The 16,190-nt window shown below is 48.6% G+C and carries 14 protein-coding genes; 10 read left to right on the plus strand and 4 right to left on the minus strand.

Translation table 11 applies throughout. From position 1 onward, the window contains the following. Positions 1–66 precede the first annotated feature (66 nt). From betA to EHS89_RS03280, 7 genes are all read left to right on the plus strand, one after another. Complete coding sequence (betA, locus tag EHS89_RS03250) at positions 67–1,809, plus strand: choline dehydrogenase (RefSeq protein WP_124924659.1); 1,743 nt, start codon at positions 67–69, stop codon at positions 1,807–1,809. Positions 1,810–1,905: 96 nt separating this feature from the next. Further along, positions 1,906–2,823: a choline ABC transporter substrate-binding protein gene (locus EHS89_RS03255; RefSeq protein WP_373290040.1), complete on the plus strand. Its 918-nt coding sequence runs from the start codon at positions 1,906–1,908 to the stop codon at positions 2,821–2,823. Between the two features lie 158 nt (positions 2,824–2,981). Next, a complete protein-coding gene (gene choW / locus EHS89_RS03260; protein WP_124924661.1) occupies positions 2,982–3,827 on the plus strand; it encodes a choline ABC transporter permease subunit in 846 nt (281 codons plus the stop codon). Between the two features lie 2 nt (positions 3,828–3,829). Next, positions 3,830–5,023, plus strand: a complete 1,194-nt coding sequence (gene choV / locus EHS89_RS03265; RefSeq protein ID WP_124924662.1) for a choline ABC transporter ATP-binding protein — start codon at positions 3,830–3,832, stop codon at positions 5,021–5,023. Between the two features lie 136 nt (positions 5,024–5,159). After that, positions 5,160–6,749, plus strand: a complete 1,590-nt coding sequence (locus EHS89_RS03270) for an alkaline phosphatase (protein ID WP_124924663.1) — start codon at positions 5,160–5,162, stop codon at positions 6,747–6,749. A 410-nt stretch (positions 6,750–7,159) separates the two neighbouring features. After that, positions 7,160–8,293 (plus strand): BCCT family transporter, encoded by a 1,134-nt coding sequence (locus tag EHS89_RS03275; protein ID WP_124924664.1) that lies wholly within the window; start codon positions 7,160–7,162, stop codon positions 8,291–8,293. A 137-nt stretch (positions 8,294–8,430) separates the two neighbouring features. Then, a complete protein-coding gene (locus EHS89_RS03280) occupies positions 8,431–9,144 on the plus strand; it encodes a TorF family putative porin (protein WP_170167395.1) in 714 nt (237 codons plus the stop codon). 445 nt (positions 9,145–9,589) lie between these two features. Here EHS89_RS03280 and betI read toward each other — a convergent pair whose 3' ends face one another. Together betI and EHS89_RS03290 are read right to left on the minus strand one after the other, a co-directional pair. Then, positions 9,590–10,207 (minus strand): transcriptional regulator BetI, encoded by a 618-nt coding sequence (betI, locus tag EHS89_RS03285; protein ID WP_124924666.1) that lies wholly within the window; start codon positions 10,205–10,207, stop codon positions 9,590–9,592. Between the two features lie 113 nt (positions 10,208–10,320). Continuing rightward, positions 10,321–11,202 (minus strand): LysR family transcriptional regulator, encoded by an 882-nt coding sequence (locus EHS89_RS03290; protein WP_124924667.1) that lies wholly within the window; start codon positions 11,200–11,202, stop codon positions 10,321–10,323. A 122-nt stretch (positions 11,203–11,324) separates the two neighbouring features. Here EHS89_RS03290 and EHS89_RS03295 point away from each other — a divergent pair, with 122 nt between their 5' ends. After that, on the plus strand, positions 11,325–11,777 hold the full coding sequence (locus tag EHS89_RS03295) for a PACE efflux transporter (RefSeq protein WP_124924668.1): 453 nt from the start codon (positions 11,325–11,327) through the stop codon (positions 11,775–11,777). Here the strand turns inward: EHS89_RS03295 and EHS89_RS03300 are convergent. After that, positions 11,774–13,462: a methyl-accepting chemotaxis protein gene (locus EHS89_RS03300; RefSeq protein WP_124924669.1), complete on the minus strand. Its 1,689-nt coding sequence runs from the start codon at positions 13,460–13,462 to the stop codon at positions 11,774–11,776. The two genes, EHS89_RS03295 and EHS89_RS03300, sit on opposite strands and share 4 nt — an antisense overlap. Positions 13,463–13,664: 202 nt before the next feature. Beyond that, on the minus strand, positions 13,665–14,276 hold the full coding sequence (locus EHS89_RS03305; protein WP_124924670.1) for a DNA-3-methyladenine glycosylase family protein: 612 nt from the start codon (positions 14,274–14,276) through the stop codon (positions 13,665–13,667). Positions 14,277–14,592: 316 nt separating this feature from the next. Here EHS89_RS03305 and EHS89_RS03310 point away from each other — a divergent pair, with 316 nt between their 5' ends. Together EHS89_RS03310 and EHS89_RS03315 are read left to right on the plus strand one after the other, a co-directional pair. After that, positions 14,593–15,342, plus strand: a complete 750-nt coding sequence (locus EHS89_RS03310; RefSeq protein WP_124924671.1) for a helix-turn-helix transcriptional regulator — start codon at positions 14,593–14,595, stop codon at positions 15,340–15,342. 70 nt (positions 15,343–15,412) lie between these two features. Further along, entirely contained in the window at positions 15,413–16,141 is a 729-nt protein-coding gene (locus EHS89_RS03315; RefSeq protein WP_124924672.1) for a transglutaminase-like domain-containing protein, read from the plus strand. Positions 16,142–16,190: the final 49 nt, after the last annotated feature.

Consider the following 16,190-nt stretch of genomic DNA (forward strand, 5'->3'; position numbering starts at 1 on the left):
AGATGTCGCCGCAGCAATAACTACAGCGGAGGCGGATAAGATTTTGTTTTAAGCGGGCGTAACAGTATGACAAATAATAAAAATTACGATTACATCATTGTCGGAGCCGGTTCCGCAGGCTGCGTACTGGCCAACCGTCTGACCGAAAGTGGCGAACATAGCGTTTTGGTTCTCGAGGCCGGCGGCAGCGATAAAAGCATCTTCATCCAGATGCCAACTGCGCTGTCCTATCCGATGAATACACCCAAATACGCCTGGCAGTTTCACTCTGAGCCGGAGCCATACCTGGATGGCCGTTCAATGCACTGCCCACGTGGCAAAGTGCTGGGCGGCGGCTCTTCCATTAACGGCATGGTCTATGTCCGGGGTCACGCCTGTGATTTCGATGAGTGGCAGGAAAACGGTGCCGATGGCTGGGGTTATCAACAGTGCCTGCCCTATTTCAAGAAAGCAGAAACCTGGAACAAAGGCGCAGATCAATACCGCGGCAGTGAAGGCCCGTTAAGCACCTGCGGCGGCAACGATATGAAACTTAACCCACTGTATCAGGCATTTATAGATGCCGGTGCAGATGCCGGCTACCCGACCACCGAAGATTACAACGGCTACCGTCAGGAAGGCTTCGGCACTATGCATATGACGGTTAAAAATGGTGTCCGGGCATCGACCTCCAATGCCTATCTTCGTGATGCGATGAAGCGCAGCAACCTGACCCTGATCAGCGGCGTTCTGACCCGCAAAGTGATTATGGGTGGTGAAGGTGCCGCGAGAAAGCGTGCAACAGGCATTGAGTATGAGAAAAACGGCCAGATCGTCACAGTCACCGCCAACACCGAGGTCATACTTGCAGCGGGCTCTGTTGGTTCTCCACAACTATTACAGCTATCAGGGATTGGGCCAAAGAAAGTGCTGCAGGAAGCGGGTGTTGAAGTTCTCCACGATTTGCCTGGCGTTGGCGAAAATCTTCAGGATCATCTGGAAGTTTACTTTCAATATCACTGTAACCAGAAGATTACCCTGAATGGCAAACTCGACCTGATTAGCAAAGGCTTGATCGGTACCCGTTGGATGCTATTCAAAGACGGTCTGGGGGCGACTAATCACTTTGAATCCTGCGCCTTTATCCGTTCTCGCGAAGGCTTGAAATGGCCTAATCTTCAATACCATTTCCTGCCAGCTGCAATGCGCTACGACGGCGGTAAAGCGATTGATGGCCATGGCTACCAGGTCCATGTTGGCCCTAACAAACCAGAAAGCCGTGGCCGAATCTGGATCAAATCAGCCGACCCTAAAGCCAAGCCAGGCATTGTGTTCAACTACATCGGTACTGAGCAAGACAAACAGGACTGGCGTGACTGCATCCGCCTCAGTCGAGAAATATTACATCAACCGGCGATGGATCAGTATCGCGGTGACGAGATACAGCCGGGACTGCACATCACCAGCGATGAAGATATCGACCAATGGGTGCGCGACAACGTTGAAAGCGCATACCATCCTTCCTGTAGCTGCAAGATGGGCGCGGATAACGATCCGATGGCCGTGCTCGACAGCCAGTGCAGAGTCCGGGGCATCGATGCTTTGCGGGTTGTCGACTCATCCATTTTCCCGACCATTCCGAACGGTAACCTTAACGCACCTACCATCATGGTGGCGGAAAAAGCCGCCGACATGATTCTGGGCAAACAGTCATTACCGGCAGCCGGTGTTGACGTCTGGATCGACGAGCAGTGGCAACAACGCCAGCGACTCAAAAGCCCTAAACGCAACTTAAACGACATCATGGAGAAACAAAAAATAGCGGGATAGAAAGAGCACCGAGAAAAACCTACATTCAGACAATAAAAATAAGGTACAAGACTCATGACGACTCGACAGAAAAAAGCCAACCCTAAACACAATCTGATGCGCGGGCTTACCGTTGCTATCGGTATGTCAGCATCGATGGCCTTTGCAGGCCAGTGTGACACTGTGCGTTTTTCCGATGTGGGCTGGACCGATATTACCGCAACTACCGCGGTTACCAGTGAAGTAGTACAGGCACTGGGCTATAAGCCAACCACTCAATTGCTGTCGGTACCTGTTACCTACACTTCACTGGCCAATGGCGATATCGATGTATTCTTGGGTAACTGGATGCCTACCATGGAAGCCGATATCGCTAAGTATCGGGAAGCCGGCACTGTTGAAACCGTCAGAGCAAATCTTGAAGGCGCTAAATACACCCTGGCAGTACCTAAATATGTCTATGATGCGGGCGTCAAAAGCTTTGCCGATATCGCTACCCATAAAGATAAGTTCAAAGGTCGCCTTTACGGTATTGAACCGGGTAACGATGGTAACCGCCTGATTCAGGATATGATCGATCAGGACGCCTTTGGCCTGAAAGGCTTTAAGCTGGTTGAATCCAGCGAAGCAGGCATGATCTCCCAGGTTAGCCGTTCAGCTAAGCGTGAACAGTGGGTGGTTTTTCTGGGCTGGGCACCGCATCCGATGAATGCCAATGTTGAGATGGAATATCTGGACGGTGGCGATGATTACTTCGGACCAAATTATGGCGGTGCCAACGTCTACACTAACGTCCGTCAAAACTATACACAGGACTGCCCGAATATGGGTCGCCTGCTGCAAAACCTTTCCTTCAGTCTGGAGATGGAAAACCAGGTTATGGGGTCCATTCTGGATGATGGTGATAAGCCTAAGGTCGCCGCACAGAAGTGGCTCAAGTCTAACCCTCAGGTGTTGGAAACCTGGCTCAGCGGTGTCACCACTAAAGAGGGTGGCGATGCTCTGTCCGCGGTACGCAATCATCTAAAGATCTAAGCCTGGATATCTGAACCCGGCTCGCTGCTGCCGACCTGAACGGTTCAGCAGCAGCGATACCACGTTCTGAATAGTTTATTTCTAGCAAATTGTATTTGGCAGCCAGCGGATATTGCGCTGGCCCATCTACCTGAAAGGCATATCTGAAGGGCAATCACATGAACTGGATTACAGATAACAAAATCCCCCTGGGTAGCTGGATGGAAGCGTTCGTCGACTGGCTGACATTTAACGCCGCTGATTTCTTCGATGCAATATCAGTCTCCCTTGAGTGGCTTATCCTCTCGATGGTTGAGGTAATCCAGTGGTTCCCACCTTTTGTGCCGATGGCACTGATAGCAGCAATCGCCTGGGCACTGCACCGAAGCCTGCCGCTGGTTATATTTGTCGTCGCTGCGCTGCTACTGATACTTAATCTGGGTTACTGGCAGGAGATGATTGAAACCTTAGTATTGGTACTGGCAGCGACATCGCTGTCCGTCGCCGTGGGTATCCCTATCGGGATCATGGCCGCTCACAGACCCTGGATGTATACCATCCTGCGACCTATTCTGGATCTGATGCAGACAATTCCAACCTTTGTCTATCTGATCCCAACACTGGTTCTGTTTGGCCTGGGCGTAGTACCGGGGCTTATCTCGACCATCATATTTGCAATTGCTGCACCGATCAGACTGACTTATCTGGGTATCAGCAGAGTACCTGAAAACCTGGTCGAAGCCGGTAAAGCATTTGGCGCTACTCCCTTTAAATTACTCTACAAAGTAGAGCTGCCTGCGGCAATGCCTAGCATTATGGCCGGTGTCACCCAGTGCATCATGCTCTCATTATCAATGGTGGTTATCGCTGCTCTGGTCGGCGCTGATGGTTTAGGCAAACCGGTTATCCGGGCACTTAATACCGTCAATATCTCACAGGGTTTTGAAGCGGGTCTGGCTATTGTACTGGTCGCGATCATCCTGGACCGTATCTGTAAAGCTCCGGGCGCTAAGGAGGAGGGTTAATCATGTCAGCAATCAGTATTCGTAATCTGGACGTAATTTTTGGCAATCAGATGATGATGAGCCTGAATCTTCTGGATAAGGGAAAGACCCGTCAGGAAATAATCGAAACAACCGGCGACGTCGTCGGCGTACAAAATGCCAGCATTGAGGTTCAACAAGGCGAAATCTGTGTCTTGATGGGACTATCTGGGTCAGGTAAATCCAGCCTGCTGCGTGCGGTAAATGGTTTAAACAAGACCAGTCGTGGTCAGCTACTGGTACAAGACGGTGAACAGATGGTCGATATTGCCAACTGTGATGCCGCTACCCTGCGCCATATGCGTACCAACAGAATATCGATGGTGTTTCAGAATTTTGCCCTGATGCCCTGGCTGACGGTTCTGGATAACGTTGCATTTGGCCTCGAAATGCAGGGCATGGGTAAGCAGGAACGTCGTGCTAAAGCAATGAAAAAGTTAGAGATGGTTGGACTGGCGGAATGGAGCGGTAAATACCCTCACGAACTTTCCGGCGGTATGCAGCAACGGGTTGGCTTAGCCAGAGCCTTTGCTATGGACAGCGACATATTGCTCATGGATGAGCCTTTTTCTGCTCTGGATCCGCTCATTCGAAGTCAGCTGCAGGATGAACTGATTGAGTTACAACAACGACTCAATAAGACCATTCTGTTTGTCAGCCATGATCTGGATGAAGCCCTTAAGATCGGTACCAATATCGCCATTATGGAGTCGGCGCAGATCATTCAGCACGGCAAACCCGAGGACATAGTCCTTAACCCGAGTAACGCCTATGTCGAAGATTTCGTTGCCCACACCAACCCTTTGAACGTATTACGCGGTCGTTCACTGATGACCGATGCCGCTACGCTTGAACGACTCGACGATATGTTGGTGCTTAACCGTAATGACAATACCTGTATCAGTACCGATCAGGAAGGCCAGGTGGTATCGGCCAGCCGTCAGGGTCAGACCCTGCCATTACACCAGTGGCAGGAAGGCGAAGATATCAGCCGCCTGCCTGAAGGCGCTTTGGTAATGACAACTCCGGATATATCGATGCGTCATGCCATTGAGATTCGCTACCGTACCGGTCATCCGGTGCTGCTTAACGAACAAAACAGCCTGGTAGGTATTTTGTCCGACAAAGATTTCTACCATGCTTTGCTGGGAAAACACTTTACCACCAGTGCAGCTTAGAAACAGAAAGCATACTAGAGCCAATATGATTAACGATTAACGCCGGCTATACAGTCGTAGTTGTAACAGGTGAGGTTCACTCAATAACCTCACCACTTCTAGCACTCTTAAAAAACAAATAAAAATGGAGAACGCGATGAGTTTAAGTAAATGGGCAATTTCTTTAGGTGCAGCTTACCTATCAGCTAGTTGTGCTTATGCCGGTGAGATAAAGAACGTAATTGTCGTTATCGGAGATGGGATGGGACCACAGCAGATCGGTTTGCTTAACTCCTATGTCAAACATGCCCCCAACAGCACATACAAAGGTAGTGGTCGTATCAGTGCCTGGGAGTCTCTGGCGAACGATGGTGTCCTCGGCCTGGCTTATACTGATGCAGCTAATGTATTGGTGACCGATTCAGCAGCCTCTGCAACACAATTTGCCAGCGGTAAAATGTCTGGTTCGGAAATGATCGGCGCAGACGAGCATGGCAATGCAACTGAAACAATGCTCGAACTGGCAGAAAAAATGGGAAAGTCTACAGGCCTGATCAGTGATACTCGTGTCACTCACGCTACGCCTGCAGGCTTTGCCGCCCACCAGACTCACCGCTCTAAAGAGAATGAGATCGCTGGGGATATGCTTAACAATCAGGTCGATGTACTACTTGGCGGTGGCCTGCGCCACTGGATTCCAAAAAGTGCCAACGATAAGGACGGCGAACTTCACGCTCAGTTAAAAGAGATGACCTCAGGTGCAGTACGGATCAAATCTAAGCGCAAGGATGAACGCAATCTGCTGGATGAAGCGAACAACCAGGGTTACCAGCTAGCCTTCACCAAAGAGCAGATGCAGGCTGCCAGCGGCGATAAGCTGTTAGGTCTTTTCGCCTATTCCAGGGCTTTAAACGGTATTGAAGAATCCCACAGCATGGAAGACCCCAAACGAACCAGCCCTACGCTTCAAGAGATGACAGAAAAGGCTGTGTCAGTGCTAGAGCGTAACGATGAAGGCTTCTTCTTGATGGTGGAGTCAGGACTAATCGACTGGGCCGCCCATGACAATGACACGGGTTACATGCTACACGAGATGCTTAAAATGGATCGGGTGGTAAAGTACCTGCATGATTGGGCAAAAGATCGTGATGACACCCTGATCATTGTCACCGCTGACCATGAAACAGGCGGTTTTGGCTTCAGCTATTCACGCAATAACCTGCCTGAAGGAAGGGATCTGCCAGGTGATGTGTTCAAGAACCAGACATTCAAACCCAATTACAACTTTGGTCAGCATGACACCCTGGATAAGATCTATCAGCAAACAGCCTCCTATGAGGACATCTTCGGTAAATTTGACAGCTTAGCGGCGGATAAACAAACACCGGCAGCACTAGCTGAACTTGTTAACAGCCATACTGAATTTGCTATTACTGAGAAGGAAGCGGAAAAAGTACTGGAGACTGAACCTAACGAATATTACGTTGAAGGTCATGGTTACCTGGGCACCAAAACCTTCCCTAAAGTAAATGAGTTTAAGGAGTTCTTTGTCTACGGAGCCGGAGTGCGCCACAGCCTGCTGGCCAGCATCGTCGGTAAGCAGCAAAACACAGTCTGGGCTACCGGTACACATACTAACACGCCTGTTCCGGTTATTGCCTGGGGTCCTGAATCAGTCACCGATCAATTTGACGGACTAATGCACACCACTGATTGGGCTAACTTCGCGATTGATGCAATGCGTTAAACGATCTGACGGTTGGGCCTGCACTATCCTGGCCGTCATTGTTCAATCAGACAAGAATGTTCCGTGCCCTGATGGGTAAGTACTTTAGCGCCAGCGGTGTATGAAAGATCTGAGACGGTTTATATCTGACATGCCAGACCCGCCATGTCAGAAGACACTATGACAGAAAGAAAAACTGTTCACTGATAGAATGGAGCGAGTTGCTTTAACTCTCGGCAGGGTTAACCTACCGTAGCGTGATGACAGCAACCAATGACAATGGATTGAAGAGACTGTCGCACTCCACCGGCAGTCTCTACTAAGTTCTGAAAAATAAGCTCTGTAAAACAAGTTCTATGCAACATAATTTTAAGAAAAAACAGGTCTGCCAGACAGGCCAGTTACATAATAAAAACTAGGAACCATTGTTCATGACTACCATACTTACCGTCGCCATCCTGGTGACACTGCTGACCTCGGGCTATATTGTAGTTCGGGCAGGCAATATCAATTGCAAGGGATCGATGCCAAGCTCACTGTTTGCCTTTATTGCGATTCTATTCACTTCCGGGCTGGATGTCGGGCTAATCATGTTCCCACTGACAGAGTTCCCGACCTATGCCGCCGAAGAGGTGTACCAGTTCACTAACCCGCTGGCGATAGAATTTGGCTTCTGGGGCTTTCTGGTATGGGGTTTCTACTTCCTGACCACCTTCTACTTCTGTGTTATCGAACCTAAGGTTAAGCTGTTTGAGATCCCGGTAATCAAGCTGGTGAATAACATTGTTATCATTGGTACCTGTGCTTTCACCGGCTTCCTGTTCCTGAGCTACCTGCCAAGTTACGTCGATGGCATCTCTGATCCTGTGCGCTTCGGTCTGGTAGCTGTCGTCGTGCTGATGGCAGTACTCTCCAGTACCGATATCAGTTACGTAAAGATTCTTAGTATAGGTTCCACCTGGTTGTTCTTTGGCCTGATCGCATTGATGATGTTCAGCACCAATGGCTTAGGGTTTAGCGAGCTGCTCGGCACAATGGCGAGTATCGGTGGTTATTTCACCAATCTTGATCAGTTCACCCGTCCAATCTCTGATTATCACGAGTTCTATCTGTTCTGGTGGTTTAGCTGGAGCATCATGATCGGTCAGTTCGTCGCACGCTTTGTCGGCGGAATTAAAACCTGGCAGCTGTGTATCGCTCTGCTGGTAATCCCATCAATTCCACTGGCGATCTGGTTCTCAGTCCTGTACTACAACTATGTCAATGCAATTGAGATGACTGAATATCTGAAACTGGCGATGGTCTTTGTTGGTATTGTATTCGTCATCAACTCACTGGACTCCCTAATCCGTCTGTACACCCAAAACCTGGCCCTTACCCCTGAGCGATTCGGTAAAGGTAAATACATTCTGGGCAATTTCATCGCCATGTACGGTCTTATTCTGGCATACCAGTTTACCCCGTTTGATATTGCCTGGATCGGCCTGATCGTCATTGGTCTCTACGCCGCAATTTATATACTGCTTCTCCAGAAGCGCAATCAACTGGTTGCACAAACCGTCTGATCTGACGCTCTAGCTCTACCTCTAAACCTTTTCTGGTCTCTGCCTGATTCCTCAGGCAGCGGCCCTGCTACGCCCAAAATTCAGTATTTCACTGAGTTGGAAAACGATTAAAAACCCTAATAATGAAAGGATTGACCATGCTTAAAAAAATAATATCAACCGCAGTAATGGCCTCTTCGGCAACCTTCACTATGCAGGCTCAGGCTGATGTTTCTGCAACCGTCACTTTAGTTTCTGACTACGTGTATAACGGTGTCAGCTCCACTGATGGCGAACCGACTTTGCAGGGTAGCGTCGACTGGTACAACGATGCCGGTTTCTATGCCGGTGCCTGGGCATCCGGTCTGGATGAAGATAGTTATGCAGGTGCTGAAATCGAAATAGACTACTACGCCGGTTACGCAGGTAGCATCAGTGATAGTCTCGGCTATGACGTTGGTTACGCATTCTATACCTACCCGGGCGCTGACGACGCTGATGGCGAATATAATTACGGTGAACTCTATGGCGCGCTGACATTTAATGAGAACACCACCGCCAAGTTGCTTTATTCAGATAACTATTTCGGTGATGTAGGCAGCTCGCTGATTCTCTACGTTAGCCACACTTTAAGCCTGCCTAATGAGTTTAGCCTGACCCTGGAAGCCTCCCATACTAAGCTGTTGGAAGATGGCGGAGATATGTATTTCGGCCCCGATGCAGGCGATGACTCATACAATCACTGGGGTGCATCACTGGCTAAATCTGTTGCAGGCTTTGATCTCGCCCTGAGCGTTACAGATACCAACATTGAAGACTGGGGCGATATCGCCGATGCTCGGGCAGTATTCAGTGTCAGCCGTAGCTTCTGATCTGTTTAATACTAAGCTCTGATGAAAAGTGCCTGAAATCAGTTCCGCTCACCCCCTTCTGATTCGGAGCTGATCGGCACAAAAAAACCGGCTGTAGGAGGCCGGTTTTTTTGATTCATCGCTTAAGAGCCGATGCGGCTAACCGCGTCCGAACGCTTCGCTTGTCCGATCGTTTCACTGGTCCGATGCGGCTTTGCCGCGTGTCCGAAAAAATGGAAAAGAAAATATAACCACAGAGAGCACAGAGAGCACAGAGAACACAGAGAAGAGCGCAAGAAATCATTCCAAAGTTTTTTCTATGCCCCCTAGGTACCGTGGTAAATCGCTCTTTTCTTTCAGATTTTTCGGACAGCTGCTTCGCAGCGATCGGACAAGCGCAGTGATCGGACACGGCGCGTTAGCGCCATTCGGTCAAGCTAAGCGTTCGGACTTCGGCTCTTATAAATCAACACTGATGATTCTGGTATCTGGCAATCACCTCTTCAGGCAACTGCTTTTCCAGATAATCCATAATCAGCCCCTGAGCCAGGTCGCTGTTTATACCTGTCGGCGTCAGTGCTCCCCTTAGCCAGATACCATCAATCAGAGCCGCGATGCCTTGTGCTACAAACAGTGCCCGATCTGCTGGTAATTCACGTTTTAGCTCTAACAAAAGATGGGATAGCAGACGTTTCTCATTGACTCGCTGCAAGCGGTATAAGGATTCATCGTGCATCGCCAAAGACCAGAACGCCAGCCAGGTTTTAACCACCTTGCTATCCATCTGCTGGGGATCAAAATTACCCCCAACAATCGCTCTGATCCGCCCCACAGTGTCATCCGGAGCAATCTCCTTCAAACGCACTTGTACAGCCTCAGAAAGCTGGGCCAGTACAGACCGCATTGTAGCTTCCAACAACCCGTTTTTACCGCCGAAATAATGATTAATAATCGCCGGCGAGACGCCCGCATAACTACTGATCATTGCAACACTGGCTTTGTGCAGGCCAACCGAGTTAATCGCTTCCATAGTCGCGTTAATCAGTTGGGGTTTCCTGATGGCAGGCATACCTACTTTAGGCATTAAACATAATCCATTTATTAATGGTGAATTATTAGTAACTAAGGCTTTGAATCAAAGTGCCTTTCAGGCTAATTACTGTCAAGAAAAAAAACTCGCAAAGTCGCATATAACTATTAAAGCGTCAGTTTACACAGTTGCTCCAGCAACCAGCTCCCCGCGGGGCCTAATTGACGGTTCTCAGTCCAGACAACATCAACCCCCTGCAGACTATCGGTTTGTTGGTAGGCCAGTTTCAGTGCCACCAGCTCGCCGCTTTCGAGCTTTTCCTGAACCACTGCACGGTGCAAAAAACCCCAGCCCAGGCCGCTGCAAAGTAGTTCGAGAATGATATAGGGACTTTCTGATAACCATACTTTAGGACTTAACATATGCCGCTCATGGCTTCGATCCGCCAGATCCAGACTGCGGGTAACCAGCTGACGGTGAGCTCTAAGACGCGCGTGGCTTAATGGCTGCTTACCCACCAAAGGATGATCATTACGCGCAACAGCTATTACGCCTGAGTACCCCACCCCCCTGAAAGAAAACCCCTGAGGATAATGTTCCCGCTCTAGCATCATGCCAATATCAGCCCGGTTGCTGCGTATCAGCTCGGCTACATCACTGCCGCCCGGATCAAGAAGTTCCAGCTGTACGTGGGGAAAGCTTCGTTCAAACTCATGCAGGGTACTGAATATATGCCGCCCGGATATACTTTGCTCAATAGCCAGACAGAGCGTTGTTTCTTCACTCTCACTCAGAGCACTGGCATGCACTCTGAACTCATGCTGGCTATGCAATACCGTTTGGGCATATTCAAGCAATGATTCACCTGCCTGAGTCAGGACCGGATTACGGCTGCTACGATCAAACAGCTCGACACAGCTATCCAGTTCAAGATTACTCACCGCTGTACTGACTGCCGATTGCGCTTTACCTAAACGTCGTGCGGCAGCTGAGAAAGAACCGCTTTGGGCTGCAGTGACAAACGCTTCAAGTTGATCAATCGTTGGCATAAACGCCCCCACCCAACCTATCTGATAAACAGATAGTATCTAACTTTTATCTATCTATTAAAAGACTAGAATGGCTCCACCAATCATTAAGCAGGCAGTTAAGAAAACAAAGGAGCCAGATCATGTCCCAACCCATCGTTACCCGTAGTTCAATGGACCGTATTCGCCATACCGTTATGTTTGAGGTATTTCTGGTTATGATCCTGGCGCCATTAATGTCCGTGATGCTTGATCGCGGTGTTGTCGAACTGGGTGCACTTGCTATAGTTCTGAGCCTGAAAGCGATGCTGATTAACCTGTTATATAACTACGGTTTTGATCACTGGGATGTAAAACAGGGACGGATTCCGACTCAACGCAAACTTGTTGGACGCATCATTCATGCGGCTGGACTGGAGCTGGTACTTACTGCCACCTCCCTGCCACTCATCATTTGGTGGTTGGGTCTGACTATCTGGCAGGCATTGTTGATGGATGTCGTTATGATCGCCGCAGTCATGCTTTATACCTTGCTGTTTAACTGGGTTTACGATCGACTGTTTCCAGTGCCACAAACCCAACCAGCAACTTGCTAGGCCTGAAATTTAAAGCGTTCGGTCTGCTGTTTCATAGAGCGGGCCAACGCAGTCAGTTGTTGACTGGTTACCGCATTCTGATCTGAACTGGAGAGAATTTTATCCGCCGAGCAGCTGATCCCTTCAACATTCTGATTAACTTCCTCGGCGACACTCAGCTGCTGATCACTGGCCGTCGCTAAATGGTTATTCATATCATTGATGGTAATAATTGCCGTGCTGATATTCTGTAGAGAAATACTCACCTGTTCTGCCCGTGCCACATTGGCTTCAACGGCTGAACGACTTTCATCCATTGCTACCACCGCTACCGATGTACCTTTCTGTAGTCGCTCTATCAGGCGATGAATCTCCTCAATAGAATTTTGGGTTCGCTGCGCCAGGGAACGTACTTCATCTGCTACGACCGCAAAGCCCCGCCCCTGCTCACCTGCCCGAGCCGCTTCAATCGCAGCATTAAGCGCTAACAAATTAGTCTGATCAGCAATATCCCGAATCACATCAAGGATGCCGCCAATATTGTCGCTGTCCTTCTGCAAGTCATGCAGCTTATCTGATGCGCCAACCACTTTGCTCACCAGCTGCTGCATCGCTTGCTGATTACCTTCGACCACCTGAGCACCTTTTGCTGCTTCTTCACTGGCCTGTTTCGCCGCATGACTGGCATTAACCGTACTGCTGGCCATCTCCTGATGGGTGGCAACCATCTGTGTAATAGCTGATGCAACCTGATCGGTATTTCTATTCTGGTTGGTGAGCTCTTTATGGCTGTCACTGGAAACCTGAAAGAGTTGATGAGCCGAATCATGGACCTGCTCGGATGTCCCTATCACTTCATTTAACATCTCCTTTAATCGTTCAGATGTCTGCGACAGCGCCATCAATAGCTGACCCGTTTCATCCTTACTATGAATCTGAATATCATTGCTAAAGTCACCATCCCCCATTCGCGTCGCTACTGATACTGCGGCTTTAATAGGCCGGATCACACTCAGACTGACCATTACCCCTAAGGCAATTCCTACAACCAGAAACAAGCCGGCACTGGTCAACATACCGTTAAAAGCAGCCAGTTCTTCAGAATATGCAGTCTCCAGAGCATGCTCAGTCAGCTTTTCAATATCAAACAACAGCGCTTCCGATGCAGTATTCATCTTATGTTGCTGCTGCTCAAAGGCGGCAACTTTCTGGCTCAGGCCATCCTGCTTAGCCTCAATAGCCTGTATTAAATTATCCCGACTCTGCTGGTAACCTTTATGCATGCTTGCAAGCTGATCCAGCTTGATTTGTAACTCTTGCTCCAGCTGTTTTAACTCTGCAGAAGGTGCGTGCTCCACCGCCTGAATCAGGATGACTTTAGCCATCTCAAGTTCTTTAATGACCAGCGCATCTTTTTTGTCTAACTCACGCTGCATGGCGCTGTAATCATATGATCCAGACAGGGGTTCAATATCCGAAGCACTAATGGCTGTATTAATCAGCAACGCAGACTCTAACTGATTGATGGTCATCTCTGTCGTCAACGCGATTAACGGCATATCTTCATGGGCAATACCCTGAAGCTGTTTACCCACATTATTAATTTTGATCAGACCATAGCCAATGGTCGACAGTGCAAGGCAGAGTAACAGCACTGTACTGCCAATAATTTTGGTACTGATTTTCTGATCGCGGAGAAATTGCATGACGGAATCCTTTTCTGTTTAACGATCCGAGTACTTCTTCCTGAAACGGATCAGCTGCAGTGGCGCCTGATCAGGCGTACAAAACTGCCAACTTTAGTATGGATAACGTGCTACAAAAAGGCTTTAAGCAATTACTCAAACTGGGGATTAAAACATCTGCTTTAAAACACAGCTTCATTCAAAAGCGGGAATGGTATAAAAATCAGGCGGGTGCTCCCCGGTAGTAATGCCAGAGAAACAGCGAACCGGCACTACGATACGGAGCCCAGTGCTCTATCATCTGTCGCGCTTGCTTAGGTGTTGGCTTTTCTTCTAAGCGTTTCAGGCGGCCCAATGCCACCAGCAATGCCAGATCATCGGCGGGGAAAATATCCTGCCGCCGCAACGAAAACATCAGATAGATCTCAGCGCTCCAACGACCAAAGCCACGCAATGATGAGATAGCGCTAATCGCTTCATCATCATTCATGTCCGGCAGAACAGCCAGATCCAAAGTGCCGTTATTGATCGCTTCTGCCAGACCATTAGCGTACTCAACCTTTCGCCAGGAAAGTCCGGCATCGCGAAGCGCCTGATCTTCAGTGAATAATAGCTGGTTAGCAGAAACATCACCTAAAAGGGTTTCTACCCTGCCCCTGATCGCGGCGGCAGCTTCAGTAGAAACCTGCTGACCAATAATGATAGCCAACAACGCAGCAAAACCCGAAGGCCGCAGCCTGGGCGCCGGAGAGCCCACCTGCGGCAAAGCCCTGGCGATATCAGTATCAACCTTAGCCAACTCTGTCAGAGCATCATCTATACATTGCTGATCCATTAGGTTCCCCGTCAAATAGAAACTTAAGAATGGATTTATAAAGCAGAGGGTGCAACCCGATAGTTGCTAAAAGGAAGGGAATTTATTTGTCCTGATAGTACCTTACGAAGCTCATATTTGTGAGTTTAGATACTCCTAAAAAGACGGGCTATTCTCCTAAACCAGGGCTACAGATCTTTTTGACCGCATTGTGCCAGGAACGTACATTATGCAAAGCTTTATTTCGGCGTAAAACGGAAGTTATTCTTGGGTATGGCTATGTCTATGCTAAGTTAGGAATCCATACACTTTTCCTAACACTTAGAAGCAATTGTTTATGTTACCGACTGTTTGGCTAAAACCTGGCATTCTAATTATCTATGGCGCATCACTTGATGCCGCCAACCATAAACACAATGCAATTCAGTTAGTTTGGCCAGCAGGAAAATCTCTTTGTCAGCTTGAAGGAAGAGAGTTAGTCGGGCCTTTGATTATTAATTCCCAGATTGAGCATCAGTTGAGCATGGAAGCAGGCTGGGTATTATTAATTGAACCACAAAGTAATTTGGGACAACAGCTTAGTGAGCGTCTGGCCCAACGGCCTGCTGTAGCTATTTCTGAGTCGAGCAGTCTGAGCACGATCGCACCAAAGCAAGGAGATGACCCGGCCTCTTTATTAGCCCCCTTTTTTTCAATGCTTGGACTCGATGTGACATATGCTGACACAAATGCAACGACATCTTTAACGGATAAGCGCATTCAACAATTACTGTCAGACCTGGACCGCTGTCTACTGGGAGACTGCCTGAAACCCCTCTGTTGGCGAGCCTCAGAAGTGGCCAGCCAACTGGCATTATCTGAAAGTCGCTTCCTGCATCTATTCCGTGAACAAATGGGTATTGCCTGGAGACCCTACCTGCTTTGGAGACGTACGATCTGTGCGATTAGCGCCATAACAAAGGGGCTCCCTGCTACAGAAGCCGCCCATTTAGCTGGATTTTCCGACAGCGCCCACCTAAGCCGCACTTTTCGTAGCCTCTTTGGTATGTCTATTCGCGAGGCAAAACATCTGATCAAGCCAGCTTAGCCAGTTTATTCAAGTTTCCTGCAAAACAAAGCATTACGCTGGAGCAATATTAATTTGTCAGGAGAGCACGATGAATCAGTCAGGTGAAGACCTTTTAACAACGACCTCTATGCTGGATTTTACTCACCCAGATATACAGGCATTGGTTGAACAGAAAGGCTGGCAGCAGCTATCCAGGTATGATGCCATTGGCGAGATATACCACTATGTACGTGATGACATTCTGTTTGGGTACAATGCGGACGACCGCCTCACAGCCAGCCAGGTACTAAAGGATGGATACGGGCAATGTAATACCAAAGGAACGCTGTTGATGGCTTTGTTACGTGCTGTTGGCATCCCTGCTCGATTTCATGGTTTTACTATCTACAACAACTTGCAGCGAGGCGCTATTCCAAACTATTTGTTTGCGATTGCACCAGAAAGGATTATTCATAGCTGGGTCGAGGTGAGCTTGAATGATCAATGGATTAATCTCGAAGGATATATTATTGATCGTCCTTACCTAGATAAAGTGCAGGCTCGTTTTGGTGATCAAGACACTCAGTTCTCGGGTTATGGCATAGCTACCAAGTGCCTTTCAAACCCTGCCATCGATTGGCGTGGTGAAGATACCTATATTCAAAGTGAGGGTATTGCAGATGATTTTGGCGTCTATGCTCAACCAGATGACTTTTACCTAAACTATGGAAGCAATCTCTCAGGAATAAAGAAGTGGCTGTTTCGCTATTTATTACGGCATTTGATGAATGTCAACGTGAACAGGATTCGTACTAAGGGATTAAGCAAAGAGCACTGAAAAATAGATAACGGCCATGTCCGCTTTGGTTTTTATGCTTTTATCTAGC

It is taken from the genome of Amphritea balenae (genome assembly GCF_003858655.1).
GTDB lineage: Bacteria > Pseudomonadota > Gammaproteobacteria > Pseudomonadales > Balneatricaceae > Amphritea > Amphritea balenae.